Raw genomic sequence first — 16662 nt, 5'->3', positions numbered from 1 at the left:
CTGTTCCTTTCGAGCGGGGCTGGGGCGAGGCTTAGTTGGTGGAGGTGGAGAGAGGCTTGGCGGCGGCAGCGGTTTTGCCTGCGGCGTCCTCCGAGGCGGCTTCCGGGGCTGCCTCTGAGGCTGCGGCTTCGCCGCTGGTGCGGCGTGCCTGGATTTCGGTGAGGATCTCGGCGTGCATGGCGTCCGTGAGCTTGTACTTGGACATGACCAGGACGGCGAGGATGGTGAGCACGGCCGGGATGGCGCCCGCTGCCAGCTGGATTCCGAAGAGGGCGTCGGCAGTCTGTGCACCGCCGGACTTGTAGCCGCCCAGTGCCAGTGCGTAGGCGGCGAGGGCGCCGCCTACGGCCTGGCCGGTCTTGCGGGTGAAGGAGAACAGGGCGTAGGTGATGCCCTCGGTCCGGACGCCGGTCTTCCATTCGCCGTATTCCACAGTGTCGGCTTCCAGGGCCCACACCACGATGTTGACGGCGAGGACGCCCACGAGGCTGATCACCAGGCCGGAGAACCCGATCCAGATCTGGCCGGCGGGGATGAAGAAGATGATGGCGCCGCCTATGACGGTGAGCACTGACGAGTAGATGTAGACGCGCTTCTTGCCGATGGTGCGGACCAGCCTGGGCATGAACCCGGCCAGCACGAAGGTGGCGGCCAGCTGGATGATGGACAGCACCGGGTACAGGTCCAGGTGGCCGAGGACGTCGCGCAGGTAGTACAGCTGCACCGAGGTGAGCGCCAGGTAGCCGGAGAGGAAAAAGAAGGAGCTGATGCACAGCATCAGGAGGGGCTTGTTGCCCTTCAGGGTTTCCATGCTCTGCTTGACGGAGACGTTCGGGACGGCGCGGTGGACGCGTTCCTTGGCGGTCATCACGGTGAAGAAGTAGAGGACCGCACCGATCACGACGAACAGCAGGGTGATGGTGGTGAAGGTTCCCTGCAGGTCGGCGCCCGGCTTGATCAGCGGTGCCACGAAGATGCCAAGGGCCGAACCCACCAGCAGTCCGCCCACCATGCGGGCCGATCCCAGCTTGGCGCGCTCCCCCGGGTCCTGGGTCATGGCGCCGGCCAGCGAGCCGTAGGGGATGTTGACCAGGCTATAGGCCAGGCCGAGTGCCGCGTAGGTGACGTAGGCGTAGAGCAGGGTGCCAGATTCGCCCAGCTGCGGGACGGAGAACGTTGCCACGCTCAGGAGCAGCAGCGGGATGGAACCGAACATGATGAACGGACGGAACTTCCCGAAGCGCCTGCTGAAGGTGCGGTCCACCATGCGGCCGGCGAAAACGTCGGCGAACGCATCAAAGATCCTGACCACCAGGAGCAGGGTGCCTGCCGCGGCCGCGGAGATTCCTGCAACGTCCGTGTAGTAGACCAGGAGGAACATGGTGGCGGTGGTGAAGGCGAGGTTGTTGGCGGCATCGCCGGCGCCGTAGCCGAGGATGCTTAGCTTGCTCAGCTTTTTCATGGTTGGGCTCCTTTACCCGGTGCCCGCCCCCGTGGAGCCGGCAAAAATTGTGAAAATGCTTGGTACTTGGAAAGTCCTGAGCGTCCGACAGGTGCGAAGCCCGGAATCCCGCCACTAGCTCTTGCTGTAATCCTAGTCACTTGGCAATCAAATGGCAAGCGGTTGCCATAGCTTTTGTTGAATGTTCATTGAAACACCGCTGCCCGGCCCCCGTGATCCGGGAGCCGGGCAGCAGCGCGTGTGCGGAGGACGCTAGAGGGAGACAGCCCGCTCCCCGAACGTTCCGCACAGGTCTTCGATCAGGCCCACAACGGCGTCGTCCCCGGCCAGGCCCGGGTCCACGAGGGCCAGCAGGGTACGGATCCGCTCGGTGCCGCTGAGCCGGTTGGCAGCAGCCACCTCGTCGGCCAGGGGATCCTGGAATGCCTCAGCGACAGCGCTGTAGTCCATCCAGGCCGCAATCATGAGCGCGGCGGCCGCCCCGGACCTGCCCGCGGCACGTTCGGCCTGCAGCACCGGAACGGCGCGCATCCGCAGCTTGGTGCTGCCGTCCATGGCGATTTGCGCCAGGTGGTGGGCAATCCGGGCGTTGCTGAAGCGAGCCAGCAGGGCGGCCCGGTAGGCCGGGATCTGGAGGTCTGCTGTCCCTTCCGCGCCGGAAAGGTTCGCCTCCGCCTCATCCCAGAAGCTTTCAACAGCCTGCAGGCAAGCCGGGTCCACCAGCGCCTGGGCCACAGTGGCGTGCCCGCGGAGCTGTCCCGCGTAGGCCAGCAGGGAGTGCGCGCCGTTCAGGAGCCACAGCTTCCGGTTCTCGTAGGGTTCGATCTCGGCCACGAACACTGCGCCGGCGTCTTCCCAGCGGGGACGCCCGGCGGGGAAGTCCCCGCTGAGCACCCAGTTGGAGAACGGCTCGGCCACCACAGGGGAATTGTCCCGGTAGCCGCAGGCGGACTCAACCGCGTCGATGTCCGCATCCGTGGTTCGCGGCGTGATGCGGTCCACGGACGTGCTGACGAAGCTGACGTTGGCGTCGATCCAGCCGGCCAGGCCTTCGTCCCACGCCCCGGCCATGCCTACCACTGCGTTGTGGGCCACGGTGCCGTTGTTGGAAAGGTTGTCGCAGCAGACCACGGCAAGCGGTCCTCCCCCGGCAGCCCGGCGGGCGGCGAGGGCCAGCACCAGCCGGCCCAGCGGCGTCGTCGGATTGCCGCTGCCGGAGGCCAGCAGCGCAAGGTCGGCAACGACGTCGGACGCCGTGCGGTCAAGCTGCCCGTCGGAGCCGAGCCGGTAGGCGGCTTCGGTGATGGTCAGGGTGACGACGGCGGTGGCGGGAGCCGCAAGGAGCTCCGCCAGCCGCTGCACGTCGGCGCCGTCCACGGCCTCCACGATGCTGCTCACCACCGTGAAGGAGTCGCTGGCGTCGGCGCGTTCCACGACGGTGTACAGCCCGTCCTGTTCCGCCAGGGCCAACGCTGCGTCGGGGCGCCGGCCGGTGAAGGCGGCAATTCCCCAGTCCGCGGAGTCGCCCGCCTGCTGGGTGTACCAGGCCTGGTGCGAGCGGTGGAAGGCGCCCAGCCCCAGGTGGACGATCCTTACCGGCGCCTTGGCGGACGGGCGCAGGCTGCGGCTCAGCCGGGGAAGGTGCGCTGCCGGTTCCGCCGTCGGTTGCAGTTCGATGCTCACAGCTTGAACACCCGCCGGGGAGAACCGTCCACGATGTCAACGATCAGTTCGTGTGCGCGGTCCTCGCTGACGCGGTGCTCGGCGACGAGGCGCGCCAGGAAGGAGGCCTCGATCCGGCGGGAGGCGTCGTGGCGCGCGGGGATGGAGCAGAAGGCGCGGGTGTCGTCGATGAAGCCGGACGAGCGGGAGAAGCCGGCGGTCTCCGTGACGGCCGAGCGGAAGCGCAGCATGGCGTCCGGCGCGTCGAGGAACCACCACGGGGCGCCGAGGTACACGGACGGGTAGAAGCCCGCCAGCGGCGCCAGTTCACGGGAGAAGACGGTCTCATCCAGGGTGAACAGCACCAGGTGGAAGTCCTCGGCGGTGCCGAAGTCCTGCAGCAGCGGGCGGATGGCCTCGGTGTAGTTCACGGCGAACGGGATGTCGTGGCCGGTGTCCGCGCCGTACGCGTTGAACGTGGGCTCATGGTGGTTGCGGTAGGACCCCGGGTGGATGGTCATGACCAGGCCGTCCTCCACGGACATCCGCGCCATCTGGTACATCATGTGGGCTTCGAAGTCTTCGCGGTCCTGCGCCGTGGCCTGGCCCGAACGGGCGCGGTCAAACAGCTTGGCCGCCTCGCCGGCGTCGAGCTTGAGCGTGGCGGGAGTGCGGACTCCATGGTCCGCGGAAACCGCGCCGTGCTCCACGAAATAACGACGCCGGTTCTCCAGCGCGGTGATGTACCCGGCATAGCCGGTGGCGCCGTCGCCCGCTGCCGCGATGAGCCGGTCAACGTTCGCGGACCACGCGGGGTGGGCGATGTTGAGGTAGGCGTCCGGGCGGAACGTGGGCAGCACGCGCCCGTGGAAGGTGGGGTCCTGGGCAATTGCCTTGTGGCTGGCCAAGGTATCCAGGGGATCGTCCGTGGTGGCCAGGACCTCGATGTTGAAGTCCTTGAAGAGCTGGCGGGGCCGGAAACCGGGCTCCAGCAGCTTGGCGGAAATCGCGTCGTAGCTGGCATCGGCGGTTTCGGCGCTGATCTCCTGCTGGAGGCCGAACACGCTGTCGAACTGGGTGCGGAGCCAGTAGCCGGAAGCGGTGCCTTCGAACAACGGCCAGGCCTTGCAGAACTCATGCCACACTGCGCGGGAGTCAGGCTCCGAGGCGTTGGAGCCGCGCAGCCGGTTCAGCGGGACGCCGCTGGCGTGGATCAGGCGGGTGACGTAGTGGTCCGGGCTGACCAGCAGCGCCGCCGGGTCCGGGAAGGGTGTGTTGTGCTCGATGACTGCGGCGTCAACGTGGCCGTGCGGGGAAATGATGGGGAGGTCCTGGACGCGCTGCAGGAGGTCGCGCGCAATGCTGCGCGTTCCGGGATCCGCGGGCAGGAGCCGGTCTGGGTTGGCGGCAATCGACTGTGACATACATCAATGGTCCGGCCTGCTGTGGGCGTTTGTCAACCGGTTGCCAAAAATTGCCACTCCGGTTGCGGGGTGACGTGGGGCCTGGATTTAGGCGGAGGACGCCGTTTCGGTCCGGGGACGCGCGAATCCGGGTGTCCCCGGACCGATTCTGCGTCCCGGGACCTAGCCGGCGGGCAGCAGCCTTCCGCTCGAGCCCCGCAGCACCAGCTCCGTTTCGACGCGCAGCGTAGCCGCCGGGTCCCCCGTGCCGTGCAGCAGGTCGAGCAGCAGGGTGGCGGCGCCCGAGCCGCACTCCCCCAGCGGCGAGCGGACGGTGGTGAGCGGAGGTGTGGTGAAGTCGGCGCCGAAGATGTCGTCGAAGCCCACGATGCTGATCTGGTCCGGCACCACCATGCCCGCGGCCTGGAGTTCCTGCATGAGTCCGATGGCCAGGAGGTCGTTGTACGTCAGCACGGCCGTGGCGCCGCTGGCGCGGACGTCGCGCGCCACCTGCCTGCCGCCCTCGACCGTGGGTTTGGTTGATTCCAGCCGCACGGCCTCAAGCCGGGACCATTCGCAGGCCGCCTGCACGCCTTCCCAGCGGCGGGCGGACATCCAGGACTGCTGAGGCCCGGCAACAAAGGCAACTTTCGTGTGCCCGTTGGCGGCCAGGCTGCGGACCGCCTCGCTGATGCCCTTGTTCACGTCCGGGACCACGCAGGGAACGCCGTCCACTTCGCGGTTGATGACCACCACCGGCTTGTCCCGGGCCAGGGCCCTGATGTCGTCGTCGTCCATCCGCGGGCTGGCCAGGATGAGGCCGTCCACGGTGGCCATCATCCGTCGCGCTGCCGTCAGTTCGGTGACGGCGGACTCTGCGGACTCGGCCAGCACCAGCGTGTAGTCCCGCACGGTGGCGGTTGTCTGCGCCCCGCGGATGATGTCGAAAAAGGTGGGGTTGGTGATGTCCGCGACGATCAGGCCGAAGGTGTTGGTGCGGCCTGTGGGCAGGGCGCGGGCGAACGGGTTGACCTGGTAGTTCAGCTCGGCGGCGGCGTCCTCGATGAGCTTCTGGGTCTTGGCGCTGACCCGGCCCGGCTTGCTGAGCGCGCGGGACACCGTGGAGGGATTGACGCCGGCAACCTTGGCAATGTCGTAGATGGTGGCGTGGGGTTTTCCGTCCCGGGGGTGCTTCTTGGCCGGGCTTGTCGGTGCGGCAGCGTCCGGCGTCTTGGGTTCAGTCACCGCCCCATCCTAACGAGGTAACGCCTCAACCGGGCCGCAGTTAATGTCGGGAAAAGTACTCATCACGACATTAACTGCGAGCCAGTTGGGCTGAGTTGGCCAGCGGTTGCCGGGAACGGGCCGCCAGCAGGCTCGGGCTAGGAGCGCTCGGGGAACTTGCCCTCGTCCGCGATACGCTTGTTCAGCTCGGCCAGGAACACGTCCTCGTCGAAGTCCAGGCCCACTTCCGTGCCGGTCCAGCTGGAGAGGTGGATGGCGTTGGCCAGGCGGACGCCGTTGATTCCGTCCGATCCCGGGGCCAGCAACGGGGTGCCGTCCAGGATGTTGGCTGCGAAGTTCTCAAGGACGCCGGCATGCTGCCCGCCCCAGACGGACTCGAACTCGATGACCTCGGTGCTGTAGTACTGCTCCGGGTTCAGCTGGCCCATAAAGAGCTTGCGGACATCGTCCATGTCCATGGCGTCGCTGAGTTCGCGCTCGGGCTTCTTCAGGCGGGTCACGGTGGCGGTCTTGGAATTTTCGACGACGATCTTGCCCTGGTCTCCCAGGATTTCGAAGCGGTCGGTTCCCACGAGGTCGTGCGTGGCGGTGACGAAGACGCCGGTGGCACCGTTTCCATAGTCGACGACGGCGGTGACCTCGTCTTCCACGGCGATGTCGCGGCGGAAGCCGTAGGCAACCTTGGAGTAGACGGACTTGGGCACGCCGCAGATCCACTGCCACAGGTCCAGCTGGTGCGGTGCCTGGTTGACCAGCACGCCGCCGCCCTCGCCGCCCCACGTGGCGCGCCATTCGCTGGAGTTGTAGTACCCCTGCGGGCGCCACCAGTTGGTGATGATCCAGTTGGTGCGGCGGATGCTGCCGATTTCGCCGTTCTCGACGATCTCCTTGAGCTTCCGGTACAGCGGGTTGTTGCGCTGGTTGAACATGATGGCGAAGGACAGCTCGGGCTTGCTCGCGGCAAACTCGTTGAGCTCCTTGACCTGCTTGGTGTAAACGCCGGCCGGCTTCTCCACGAGGGCGTGGATGTTGCGCTTGAGCGTTTCAATGCCCATTTCCGGGTGCAGGAAGTGCGGCACGCAGGTGACGACGGCGTCCACATCGCCGCTTTCGAGCATGGTGATGTAGTCGTCGTAGAAGGGTGCGTCCGGGTACTGGGAAGCGGCCAGTTCCTTCTTCGCGGGGTCGGTATCGCAGATGGCGCCGACCACCATGTTGGGGACCATGCCCTCCGTGATGAACCTGGCGTAGGCGCCGCCCTGCTGGCCCAGGCCGATGATGCCGAGGCGTACTTTCTTGCTCATGCGGTGATTCTCCGTAGTCAGTCGGTGTGGTCTAGAAAAGGTTCGAGTGGCCCATGGCGGCCAGGTTGTCGTAGGACGTCTGAAGCGCGTCCCACACGGTGCGGCCGTAGAGTTCGTCCTGCTCCACCAGCAGGTACTGAGCGCCGGCGGCCTCCGCAGCCGGGATGATGGCCGGGAAGTCCAGGTTTCCTTCGCCCACTTCGGCAAACTGGACCACGTTCCTGAACTCCGCCATGAAGCCAGCGAAGTCACCCGATTCCAGGAGGGTGAAGGACGATTCCGGCATCTGGCCGATCCGGTAGTCCTTCAGGTGGACCATGGCGGTGCGGCCTGCGTACTTCTCCAGCGTCCGGACCGGATCAAGGCCGCCGCGCTGCACCCAGTGGACGTCGATTTCCATGCCCATGGCCGGGGAGTTCTCCGCGATGACGTCCAGCATGTACTTGCCGTCGAACTTCGCGAACTCGATGTGATGGTTGTGGTAGTACAGACCGATGCCCTGCTCCTGCAGCCGCTCGGCGTACTCGTTGGCTTGCTTGGCGAAGTCCACCACGGCGTGGATCGACTTCATGGCAGGGAACGGGAGCATGCCGATCCGCAGGAGCTTCGTGTCCAGCCGCCGGGCGTCATCCACGACCTTGTCGAAATGGTCCTTGAGCGAATCGGCCGGCATGCCCTTGGGGGTTTCCATCGCCACGGACAGCGCCGCAATGTCCATGCCCAGTTCACTGCGGGACCGGTCCAGCTCCGCAACGTTCTCCGGAGTCATCGGAATCTGGGAAATCTCGACGGCGTTGTAACCGATCGCGCTGACCTTGCGGAGCGTCTCAAACGCCCCGAGTTCGCTGAAGCTGCCTTTCAGCATCATCGCCTGTACGCCTATTTTGGCCACTGTGTTCCTCCGTAATGTTCCGGCCCCTCGAGGGCCGCTTTGCCGGTTTGCTGCTGTTACCTTTGCTGACGCCCGGTGTCAGGCGAGAGCGCCGGCCTGTTCTGTCTGTTGCCGCTGGATCTCCAGGAGCCGGTGGCGGTCCGCGCGGCGTTGCTCCTGCCGGTCCGGATCGGGTACCGGGGACGCCAGCAGCAGACGCTGGGTGTAGGGGTGTTCCGGGTCCCGGGTGACGATCTCCGCCGGCCCCTGCTCCACAATCTCGCCGTGGTACATCACGGCCACGCGGTGGCTGATGTGCCGGACGACGTCCAGGTCGTGGGAGACGAACAGGTAGGAAACGCCGGTGTCCTTCTGGATCTGCAGGAACAGGTCCAGGACGCGCGCCTGGGTGGACAGATCCAGTGCGCTGACGGGTTCGTCGCAGACGATCAGCTTGGGCGAGAGGGCAAGGGCCCGGGCGATCGCCACACGCTGGCGCTGGCCGCCGCTGAACTCCCGCGGCAGGCGGTGGATGGCATCCGAGGGCAGCCCCACCTGGTCGAGCAGTTCCTTGACCCGTTTCTTCGCCGCTGCCTGTTCCATGCCCTGCACGCCGAGGGGTTCGGCGAGGATGTCGCCGATCTCCAGTGCAGGGTTGAGCGAGGTGTACGGGTCTTGGAAGACCACCTGGAGGTCCCGGCTCAGGGTCCGCCGCTGCTTGCGCGTGGCGTGGCTGATGTCCTGGCCTTCGAAGATGATCTTGCCGCCTGTCACGGGGGCCAGGCCCAGGACGGCGCGGCCCAGGGTGGTCTTTCCGGAACCGGACTCCCCCACCAGGCCCAGGGTTTCGCCCCGGCCGATGGTGATGTTGATGTCCGTCAGGGCCCGGAACGGCTTGGCGCGGAACTTCTTGCTGGGGTATTCCACCACCAGGTTGTCCACCGTCAGCAGCGGGGCGTTCTCCGTGGTGCTCATGCGACCGGCTCCTTCTGGCTGGATACAAGCATGGACATGGGTGTCTTGCCTTCAAGCATGGACGCCAGGAGGGTCCGGGTGTACTGCTCTTTGGGGTTGCGGAGGATGTCGCGGACGGAGCCTTCCTCCACCAGCCGGCCGTTCTGCATCACGGCCACGCGGTCGCAGAGGTCGGCCACCACACCGAAGTTGTGGGTCACCAGGATCACGCCGATGTTCAGGCGCTGCTGGAGCTCGCGCAGGAGGTCCAGCACGTCCGCCTGCACCGTGACGTCCAGCGCCGTGGTGGGCTCATCCGCGATCACCAGGTCCGGTTCGCAGCTGATGGCCCCGGCAATCAGCACACGCTGGGCCATGCCTCCGGAGACTTCGTGCGGGTAGGCGCTGAAGGTCCGTTCCGGGTTGGTGATTCCGACGTCGGTCAACAGTTTCAGTGCCCGCTTGCGGGCTTCGTCCTTGGAGATGCCGAGGACACGCACCATGGGCGTGACCAGTTGGTAGCCGATGGTGAAGGCCGGGTCCAGGTTGCTCATGGGTTCCTGCGGAATGTAGGAGATCCGCTTGCCCCGCAGCTTGGACAGCCGGCCCTGGTTGACGCGTTCGTCGCCGGGGGCCACGGTGTAGTTGCCATCGAACTGGATGGAACCTGCCACGATGCGGGCGTTATCCGGGAGTAGCCCCAGGATGGAGAACGCCGTCTGGGACTTGCCCGAACCGGATTCACCCACGATGCCCAGGATCTCCCCGCGGTCAACGTGGAAGGAGACGTCGTCCACCACCTTCTTCACGGAGCCGTCCGCCTGCGGATAGCCGACGCCGAGATTGGTCACCTTCACCAGGTGGTGCTCCGTTCCGGCGTCGACGGCGGCCACGGACTTGCGTGACGGGCGCCCGGCAGCGGGCGCCGCAGTCGTGGGATTGTTTGTGGCGGTGGCCGGGGACAGAGGCTTCCTGCGGTGCTTGATCTTCTCGCCGTCTTCCAGCGCATCACGGATGGCGTTGCCGAGCAGCACCAGGGCGCCGATGGTGAGCGCCATGGCAAAGGCCGGCCAAAAGAGCAGCGTGGGCGTGAGGTAGACGTTCTTGAAACCCTCGGAGAGCATCACGCCCCAGGTTGCCTTACTGGGATCACCCAGGCCAAGGAACTCGAGGCCGGACTGGATGGCGATGGCCACTCCGGCGATGGCCGCGGTCTGGATGATGATGGGGGCGCGGACCACGGAGAAGATGTGGCGGGCGATGATGCTCCAGTCGGAGAGCCCGGACACCCGGGCGGCGTCAACGTACAGCTCATTGCGTACCGACTGCACGGCCGTGCGGGTCAGCCGGAAGTAGGACGGGCTGATCAGGATGCCGAAGGCGATCATGGAAATCCATACGGACGGTCCGAATGCCGCCCGGATGGTCAGCAGCACGATCAGGCCGGGAAGGCTCATGAGGATGCTGACTACCCAGTTGGAGACCGCCTCAAACTTTCCGGCGTAGTAGCCTGCGATCAGGCCGGCGGGCAGGCCGATGGCGATGGCAACGCCCGCGCAGAGCAAAGCGGACAGAAGGGTCAGCTGCGCCCCGAACAGAAGGCGGCTCCAGACATCGCGCCCGGCGCTGTCCGTTCCCAGGATGTTCACGGAGTCCGGGGCGGCCAGCGTCTTGGCGATGTTCGAGTAGTTCTCCTCGAACGGCGCGAGGACCGGAGCCAGGATGGCCAGGAGCGCAATCACCAGCAGGATCGCCATGGCAACGATGCCAAGGGGGTTCTTGAACAGGCGCCGCAGGACGGTGGAACGGACCACCGTACCGCTCTGCCCGGTAGGCACGGTGGCCGCTACTGCCGCGGTTTCTACTGAATCGCTCATGACACACGTACCTTCGGGTTGAGCCAGCCATTGAGAATGTCCACCAGCAGGTTCACCACGATGACGACGACCACCGTGTACATCACGACACCCATCACCACGGGTAGATCCGACTGGCCGGTGGCGGTGACCGCCAGCGGCCCCATACCCGGGAGGGCGAAGATCTGCTCGATGATCACCACGCCGCCAAGCATGCCGATCAGCTGCAGGCTCAGCACGGTGAGGCCGGCCGGAGCGGCGCTGCGCAGTACGTGCTTGAACAGGATCTCGCGCTCACCGATGCCGCGGCTGCGCAAAGTGCGGACATAGTCCCGCTCGAGCTGTTTGATGACGGCGCTGCGGATTTGCTGTGCGCCGCCGGTGACGCCGTTGACCAGCAGTGCGATCACCGGCAGTGACATGGAGTAGACCCACGCGTCGGGCCCGGATTCGGGGGAAATGGTGCTGGTGGCCGGGAAGAGGCCCAGCTGGATGGCCAGGACGGTGACCAGGATGACGCCGATCACGAACCCCGGTACGGAGTCCCCGATGATGGCGCCAACCTGGACCACCCTGTCCACCCAGCCGCGCTTCACCGCGGCAGTAACGCCGATGAGGGCGGCGCAAATTGCGATCAGGATCATTGCGGCGAAAACCATGGTCATGGTGACCGGAATCCGGCTGGCCAGGGAGTTGGCCACCGGTTCCGAGGTGAACCACGAAGCACCCAGGTTGCCGCCCAGGGCATCGAGCACCCAGGAGAAGTAGCGGGCCACCAGGGGCTGGTCCAGCCCCAGTTCCGCTTCTTTCAGCGCCACCTGCTCAGCCGTGGCCTGGTCGCCCAGGATGTTCCGGGCGATGCTCCCGCTGGACATGTACAGCAGGAAGAAGGTGATCGCCGAGACAACAAACAGCACCACCAGCCCGCTGCCCAGCCTCTTCGCAATGAACCTGATCATGGTGTCCTACTTGGCCGGTGAGTAGTTGTAGATGGAAGGAACGGCCTGCTGGATCTGCGGCTCCACGTCCACCTTGGAGTTGTGGTAGTACATCTGGTTGACGCGGAACAGCGGGGCGAACCACGCCTGCTCAACGACGTACTTATTCACGTCCTGCGCCAGCTTGCCGGCGTCGGCGCCACCGGTGCGCACGGCCTCAATCTTGGCGTCCAGCTCCGGGGAGGCGTTCTTGAACGGGTTATAGAGCGCCTTGGTGGAGATGATCTGGTTGATGGCAACCGTCGGCTCGCCCTGGAAGAGGGAGAAGAACATGGTGGTGTACTTCTGTGCTGCGACGTCAGACGTGAAGGTGTTGGTCAGGGCCGCGCCGACATTGAGCGTGATACCCACGTCCGCCAACTGCTGCTTCACTACGGAGATCTGGGTTTCGAAGTTCTGGATGCTCGGGATTTCCAGGGTGACGCCGTTTTCGTAGCCGGCTTCCTTGAGGAGCTGCTTGGCCTTGGCCGGATCGTAGCTGTAGTGGTTCTCCAGCTCTTCGGTCCAGGCTCCGCTGGCCTTGCCGAACGGCTGGGACGTGGGAGTGCCCTGGCCCAGCATGACCTGGTCCAGGATCGTCTTGCGGTCAAACGCGTAGTTGATGGCCTGCCGGACCCGGACGTCCTTCAGCGGCGCGTTCTTAACGCCGTCGCGGTCCATGAGCAGCAGTCCCTGCCAGTCCACCTCGTTGGCGGCGAGCTTCATCTTGGCACCCTCGGCCTGCTTGCCCGTCTTGGGGTCCAGGATTGTGGCGTCAACCTGGCCGGAAACCAGGGCGTTGGTGCGGGCGGTAATATCCGCCAGGATCTTGAAAGTCAGCTTCTGGTACTTCTGCAGGTCCTTGTTCCAGTAGTCCTTGCGGGCATTGAACACGGTCTGGGAATCCTTGACGGAGCCTGCCTTGTCCATAACGTAGGGGCCGGACCCGGCCGGCTCCGTCTTGATGCCTTCGGTTCCCAGCGCCTTGGGGCTGCCCATCAGGCCGGCTGCCTGGCTCAGGAAGTACTCCAGGGCCGGGTCCGGCGTGGCGAGGTTGATATCAATGGTGTCCGCGTCCACCACGGCTACATCCTGGACCGAGGCGAGCTGGGCCATCTGCGGGCCGTTGGCCTTCTTGAAGTGGTCCATATTGGCCTTGGCGGCTTCGGCGTCGAACTTGGCACCGTCGCTGAAAGTGACGTCCGTGCGCAAGTCCACGGTGAGCTTCGTGTTGGTGTCGTTGTACTTCCAGTCGGTGGCCAGCATGGGGCTGAGCTTTCCGTCCGGTTCGCGCAGAATTAGTGTGTCGTACACAGCCTGGTACGGCTGGAGCGCGTGCCCCACGTGAGCCTGGGCCGGGTCCCAGGAACGTACGTCCTGGATGGTGCCGATGGTCAGTGCGGTGGCAGCCGCACCGGCCGCCTGGCCGGAGTTCGCGGCGCCGCCGCACGCGGTCAGCGCGAGGGCCGCACTGACGGTGAGGGCGGTTGCTACCGCTTTGGGACCTAACTTCATTGTTGGCTCCTAGAATCTGTGGAACGTGAGGCTTACGGAATAGGCCAGTGTGGCGTGGGCCACATCGGCCTTGTGAGACTCACAGTACGCAGTGTTGCCCGCTTTGGCAACCGATTGTCAAAAGTGTTGCAATAATCGTGATAAATACCCGCAAATGAAATGTTCTAAGGGCCGCAACCGACTGCAATCGCCTGCTTCTGAACCCTTTAGGACACTTGGTCCGCGGACTCCGGGTAGCTCTGCCGGTAGACATCCTTGATGATTGCCAGCGACTTTTCGGCTTCCGCGGGGCTGATCCAGAAGGGCTCCGCGTCGTCCAGGCGGCCATAGAAATCGTTGATCAGCAGTTCGTGCGAGACACCCCAGTAGGACCGGCCGCCGGAGTCGCTCCTGCGCTCAGGAACGACGTCCACGCGTCCGTCCGCATGGGTCACCGTAAGGTCGCCGCGCAGGCTCAGGACCGCCTTTTCGGTGACCACGTCGAGCGTCACCGGCGCATTGAAGGCGTTGGCCAGGGTGGCATAGAAGGCACTCCGGGCACCGTTGGCGTGTTCCGCCACGAATTCCGCAGTGTCTTCCACCTCGATGGCGCCACCCAGGAACCGCGTGGAGGCGTTTCCGGTGACAGCGACGACGTCGCCCACCAGCCATTGCAGCAGGTCCACGGTGTGGATGGCCTGGTTCATCATCAACCCGCCGCCACCGCCGGCCCAGGTCCCCCGCCACGGCCGGTCCTGGTAGTACCCGGCGGAGCGCTGCCACATCACGGTCGCCGATGCTCCCACCACCGCGCCCAGCTCGCCGGACTGCAGCAGGGCGTGCATCGCCTGCGATGTCGCGTTGTACCGGTTCTGGAAGCACACCGCTATTTTCGCCGTGCCCGCCGCGGCGGCTTCAACTGAGGCTTCCACCAGCCGCCGGCCCTCGGCCAGGGTGTGGGCCAGCGGCTTCTCTACGATGACGTTGACGCCGCGTTCCAGGCAGTCCGCGGCCAGCGAGGCGTGCTGGTCGTGCGGGGTGCAGATGTGCACCACGTCCGGCCGGACGGTGTCGATCAGGCTCAGGTGGTCGGCGAAACCGGGGACGCCGTAGGCGGCCACGGCTGCAGCCAGCCGCTGCGGATCCGCATCACAGACCGCAACCAGCGTGGCGCCGTCGAGCTTTGCCACCGCCTCGAAGTGCACGGCGGAAACGTCCCCGCATCCGATCACCGCCGCCGTCGTACTCACGAGAGTTCAATCCCGTTCTTTGCGGCGAGCGCGGCAAAGGCGCGGGCAGCGATGCCGAAGGCCACCGGCCCGGAGAAACCGCCCAGCTCGTGGGCGCTGGCCAGGTGGGGTTCCAGGGAGGCGAAGCCGGTGAAGCCGTCGGCCTTCAGGGCGGCAATGGTGGCATCCAGCTCGCCGTCGCCTTCGCCGGAGGGCACCACTTCGCCGGTGGTGGACAGGGCGTCCTTGACCTGGAAGTACTCGAGGTAGGGGCGCAGCATGGCGTAGCCGTCGGTGTAGGGCTTGACGCCCACCTGGACGAAGTTGGCGTTGTCCCAGGCGATGCGCAGCGCCGGGGAGTCCACGGTTTTCATGATGTCCAGGACACGCTCGGGGGTGTCCCCGTAGATGCCCTTTTCGTTTTCATGCAGGAGTACGACGCCGGACTCTTCAGCAAGCGCTGCCAGCGCACCCATGCGGACCATGACGTCGTCGCGGATGTCTTCAGCGCTGCGGCCTTCCGCCCGGTAGAACGAGAAGATCCGGACGTACTTGGTATCCAGGCCCCTGGCCACGGAGATGATCTGGCGGAGCCGGTCCAGTTCGTGTTCCACCGGCAGGCCCACGTCCACCTTCCCGATGGGGCTGGCCACGGCAGAGACTTTGAGGCCCTTCTCGTCAAGGATTTCCTTGAGCGTGGCAACCTGCTGCGGTTCCAGTTCGGAAACGTTGGTGCCCCAGGCGCTGCGGACCTCGATGTGGCCCGCCCCCAGCGCCAGCAACACTGCGGCCTGCACCGCGGGGTCCGGATCAATTTCATCGCCGAAGCCTGAAAGCGGCCAGACTGCGGTTGTCGTATTGCTCACGCGGGATCTCCTGGGTTTCGCGGCCGCCGCGCGGCAGCTCGCATTCCAGCTCCAGCGCGGTGACGCAGTTCACAAACGGTGTCCAGCCCAGTGTAGCCAGCCCGGCGACGCGTGACAACCGGTTGCCATTGTTTGACAATCTGTGGCATTCTTTGCTGTATGGACCTGTGGCCGCAGTCACAGGTCCATACCACCGACCCGGCCGTCACGGCCCGGCCACCACGTTCAGAGAGGAGCGCCGTGGCTACGACGCAACCAGCAGCAGTGGACCGCCCGCCCACGATCCACGACATTGCCGCCCTCTGCGGCGTGGCGGCCTCCACCGTGTCCCGGGCGCTCTCCACCCCGGACCGCGTCAATATCAGGACACGGCAGCGGATCGAGGCCGCGGCGGCCCAGCTGAACTACATCCCCAACAGCCAGGCCAAGGCGCTGAGCTCCGGCCGCACGGGCGCAGTGGGAGTGCTGGTTCCGGACATCACCAACCCGTTCTACTTCGACCTCATCAGGGGCACCCAGCTCCAGCTCAAAGCGGCCGGGTACACCCAGCTGCTGGTGGACACCGAGGAATCCGACGAGGTGGAAGCCAGCACCATGGAACAACTGCGCAAGAGCGCGGACGGAATCGTGGTGGCCGCGTCCCGCCTGAGTGACGACGCCCTGCTCGCGGCCGCGGCGAAGATGCCCATGGTCACCATCAACCGGGACGTCCCGGGCGTCCCCGCTGTCCTCATTGACACTCCGTCCGCCACCAGCCAGGCACTGGACCACCTCGTTTCGCTGGGCCACACCCGGATCGCCTACATGTCAGGACCTCCCACCTCACAATCCAGCGAACGGCGCTGGACCGCCCTGTCCAAAGCGGCCGAGGAGCGCGGCGTCGAAGTGCGCCGGCTGGGGCCGTTCGCCCCCAAGACACAGTCCGGTGCAGCTGCCGCGGACGCCGCCGTGCACAGCGGAGTAACCGCCTGCATCGCGTTCAACGACCTCATCGCCATCGGAATGCTCCAGCGCCTCCGCGAACGCGGCATCCGGGTTCCGGAGGACATGAGCATTGTGGGCTGCGACGACATCTTCGGCGCAGACTTCTGCAATCCGCCGCTGACCACCATGGCCTCCCCGATCGAACAGGCCGGCCGCGTGGCAGTCTCCATGCTGCTGGCCCAGCTGAACCCGCTGGCGGGCGGCGGCACCCGCAGCCGGTCCGTGATGCCCACGCATCTGACCGTCCGCGGCTCCACCGGTCCGGCGCCTGCGCCCGGTCCTGTGCCTGGTCCAACCGCGCAGTAATTCCGCGCTGATTCAGGCGGACACAGTTGAGCATGGTTGACACTGCTGG

13 protein-coding genes are annotated in these 16662 nt (G+C 65.9%); 1 reads left to right on the top strand and 12 read right to left on the bottom strand.

Annotation, left to right across the window (positions count from 1 at the left end):
• Positions 1 to 31: 31 nt before the first annotated feature.
• The 12 genes from uidB to AC1MDG_RS02650 all read right to left on the bottom strand — a co-directional run bounded on the left by uidB (position 32) and on the right by AC1MDG_RS02650 (position 15323).
• Positions 32 to 1462, bottom strand: a complete 1431-nt coding sequence (gene uidB / locus AC1MDG_RS02705) for a glucuronide transporter (RefSeq protein WP_479807379.1) — start codon at positions 1460 to 1462, stop codon at positions 32 to 34.
• 252 nt (positions 1463 to 1714) lie between these two features.
• Positions 1715 to 3145, bottom strand: coding sequence for a mannitol dehydrogenase family protein (locus AC1MDG_RS02700; RefSeq protein WP_479807377.1), 1431 nt, complete (start codon positions 3143 to 3145; stop codon positions 1715 to 1717).
• Complete coding sequence (gene uxaC / locus AC1MDG_RS02695) at positions 3142 to 4548, bottom strand: glucuronate isomerase (protein ID WP_479807375.1); 1407 nt, start codon at positions 4546 to 4548, stop codon at positions 3142 to 3144. Before uxaC ends, AC1MDG_RS02700 begins: the two co-directional genes overlap by 4 nt.
• A 162-nt stretch (positions 4549 to 4710) precedes the next feature.
• Positions 4711 to 5772, bottom strand: coding sequence for a LacI family DNA-binding transcriptional regulator (locus AC1MDG_RS02690; protein WP_479807373.1), 1062 nt, complete (start codon positions 5770 to 5772; stop codon positions 4711 to 4713).
• Positions 5773 to 5909: 137 nt separating this feature from the next.
• Positions 5910 to 7076: a Gfo/Idh/MocA family protein gene (locus tag AC1MDG_RS02685; RefSeq protein ID WP_479807371.1), complete on the bottom strand. Its 1167-nt coding sequence runs from the start codon at positions 7074 to 7076 to the stop codon at positions 5910 to 5912.
• A 31-nt stretch (positions 7077 to 7107) separates the two neighbouring features.
• Positions 7108 to 7968, bottom strand: coding sequence for a sugar phosphate isomerase/epimerase family protein (locus AC1MDG_RS02680; RefSeq protein ID WP_479807369.1), 861 nt, complete (start codon positions 7966 to 7968; stop codon positions 7108 to 7110).
• 78 nt (positions 7969 to 8046) lie between these two features.
• Positions 8047 to 8922, bottom strand: a complete 876-nt coding sequence (locus AC1MDG_RS02675; RefSeq protein WP_479807367.1) for an ATP-binding cassette domain-containing protein — start codon at positions 8920 to 8922, stop codon at positions 8047 to 8049.
• Positions 8919 to 10778 (bottom strand): dipeptide/oligopeptide/nickel ABC transporter permease/ATP-binding protein, encoded by a 1860-nt coding sequence (locus AC1MDG_RS02670; RefSeq protein ID WP_479807365.1) that lies wholly within the window; start codon positions 10776 to 10778, stop codon positions 8919 to 8921. The genes AC1MDG_RS02675 and AC1MDG_RS02670 overlap by 4 nt, the downstream gene beginning before the upstream one ends.
• Complete coding sequence (locus AC1MDG_RS02665) at positions 10775 to 11716, bottom strand: ABC transporter permease (protein ID WP_043477720.1); 942 nt, start codon at positions 11714 to 11716, stop codon at positions 10775 to 10777. Before AC1MDG_RS02665 ends, AC1MDG_RS02670 begins: the two co-directional genes overlap by 4 nt.
• Before the next feature lie 6 nt (positions 11717 to 11722).
• Positions 11723 to 13249, bottom strand: coding sequence for an ABC transporter substrate-binding protein (locus AC1MDG_RS02660; RefSeq protein WP_479807364.1), 1527 nt, complete (start codon positions 13247 to 13249; stop codon positions 11723 to 11725).
• A 206-nt stretch (positions 13250 to 13455) separates the two neighbouring features.
• The gene (locus tag AC1MDG_RS02655) at positions 13456 to 14478 is read right to left on the bottom strand and encodes a Gfo/Idh/MocA family protein (RefSeq protein ID WP_479807362.1); all 1023 of its coding nucleotides are present in this window, start codon (positions 14476 to 14478) and stop codon (positions 13456 to 13458) included.
• Positions 14475 to 15323, bottom strand: coding sequence for a sugar phosphate isomerase/epimerase family protein (locus AC1MDG_RS02650; RefSeq protein WP_479807360.1), 849 nt, complete (start codon positions 15321 to 15323; stop codon positions 14475 to 14477). The genes AC1MDG_RS02655 and AC1MDG_RS02650 overlap by 4 nt, the downstream gene beginning before the upstream one ends.
• A 240-nt stretch (positions 15324 to 15563) precedes the next feature.
• Here AC1MDG_RS02650 and AC1MDG_RS02645 point away from each other — a divergent pair, with 240 nt between their 5' ends.
• Entirely contained in the window at positions 15564 to 16613 is a 1050-nt protein-coding gene (locus AC1MDG_RS02645) for a LacI family DNA-binding transcriptional regulator (RefSeq protein ID WP_479807358.1), read from the top strand.
• Positions 16614 to 16662: the final 49 nt, after the last annotated feature.

The organism is Arthrobacter sp. AIWTK1, assembly GCF_056680535.1.
Note: the sequence above shows the minus strand (reverse complement) of the source record. Positions and strands in the feature narration are given on the sequence as shown.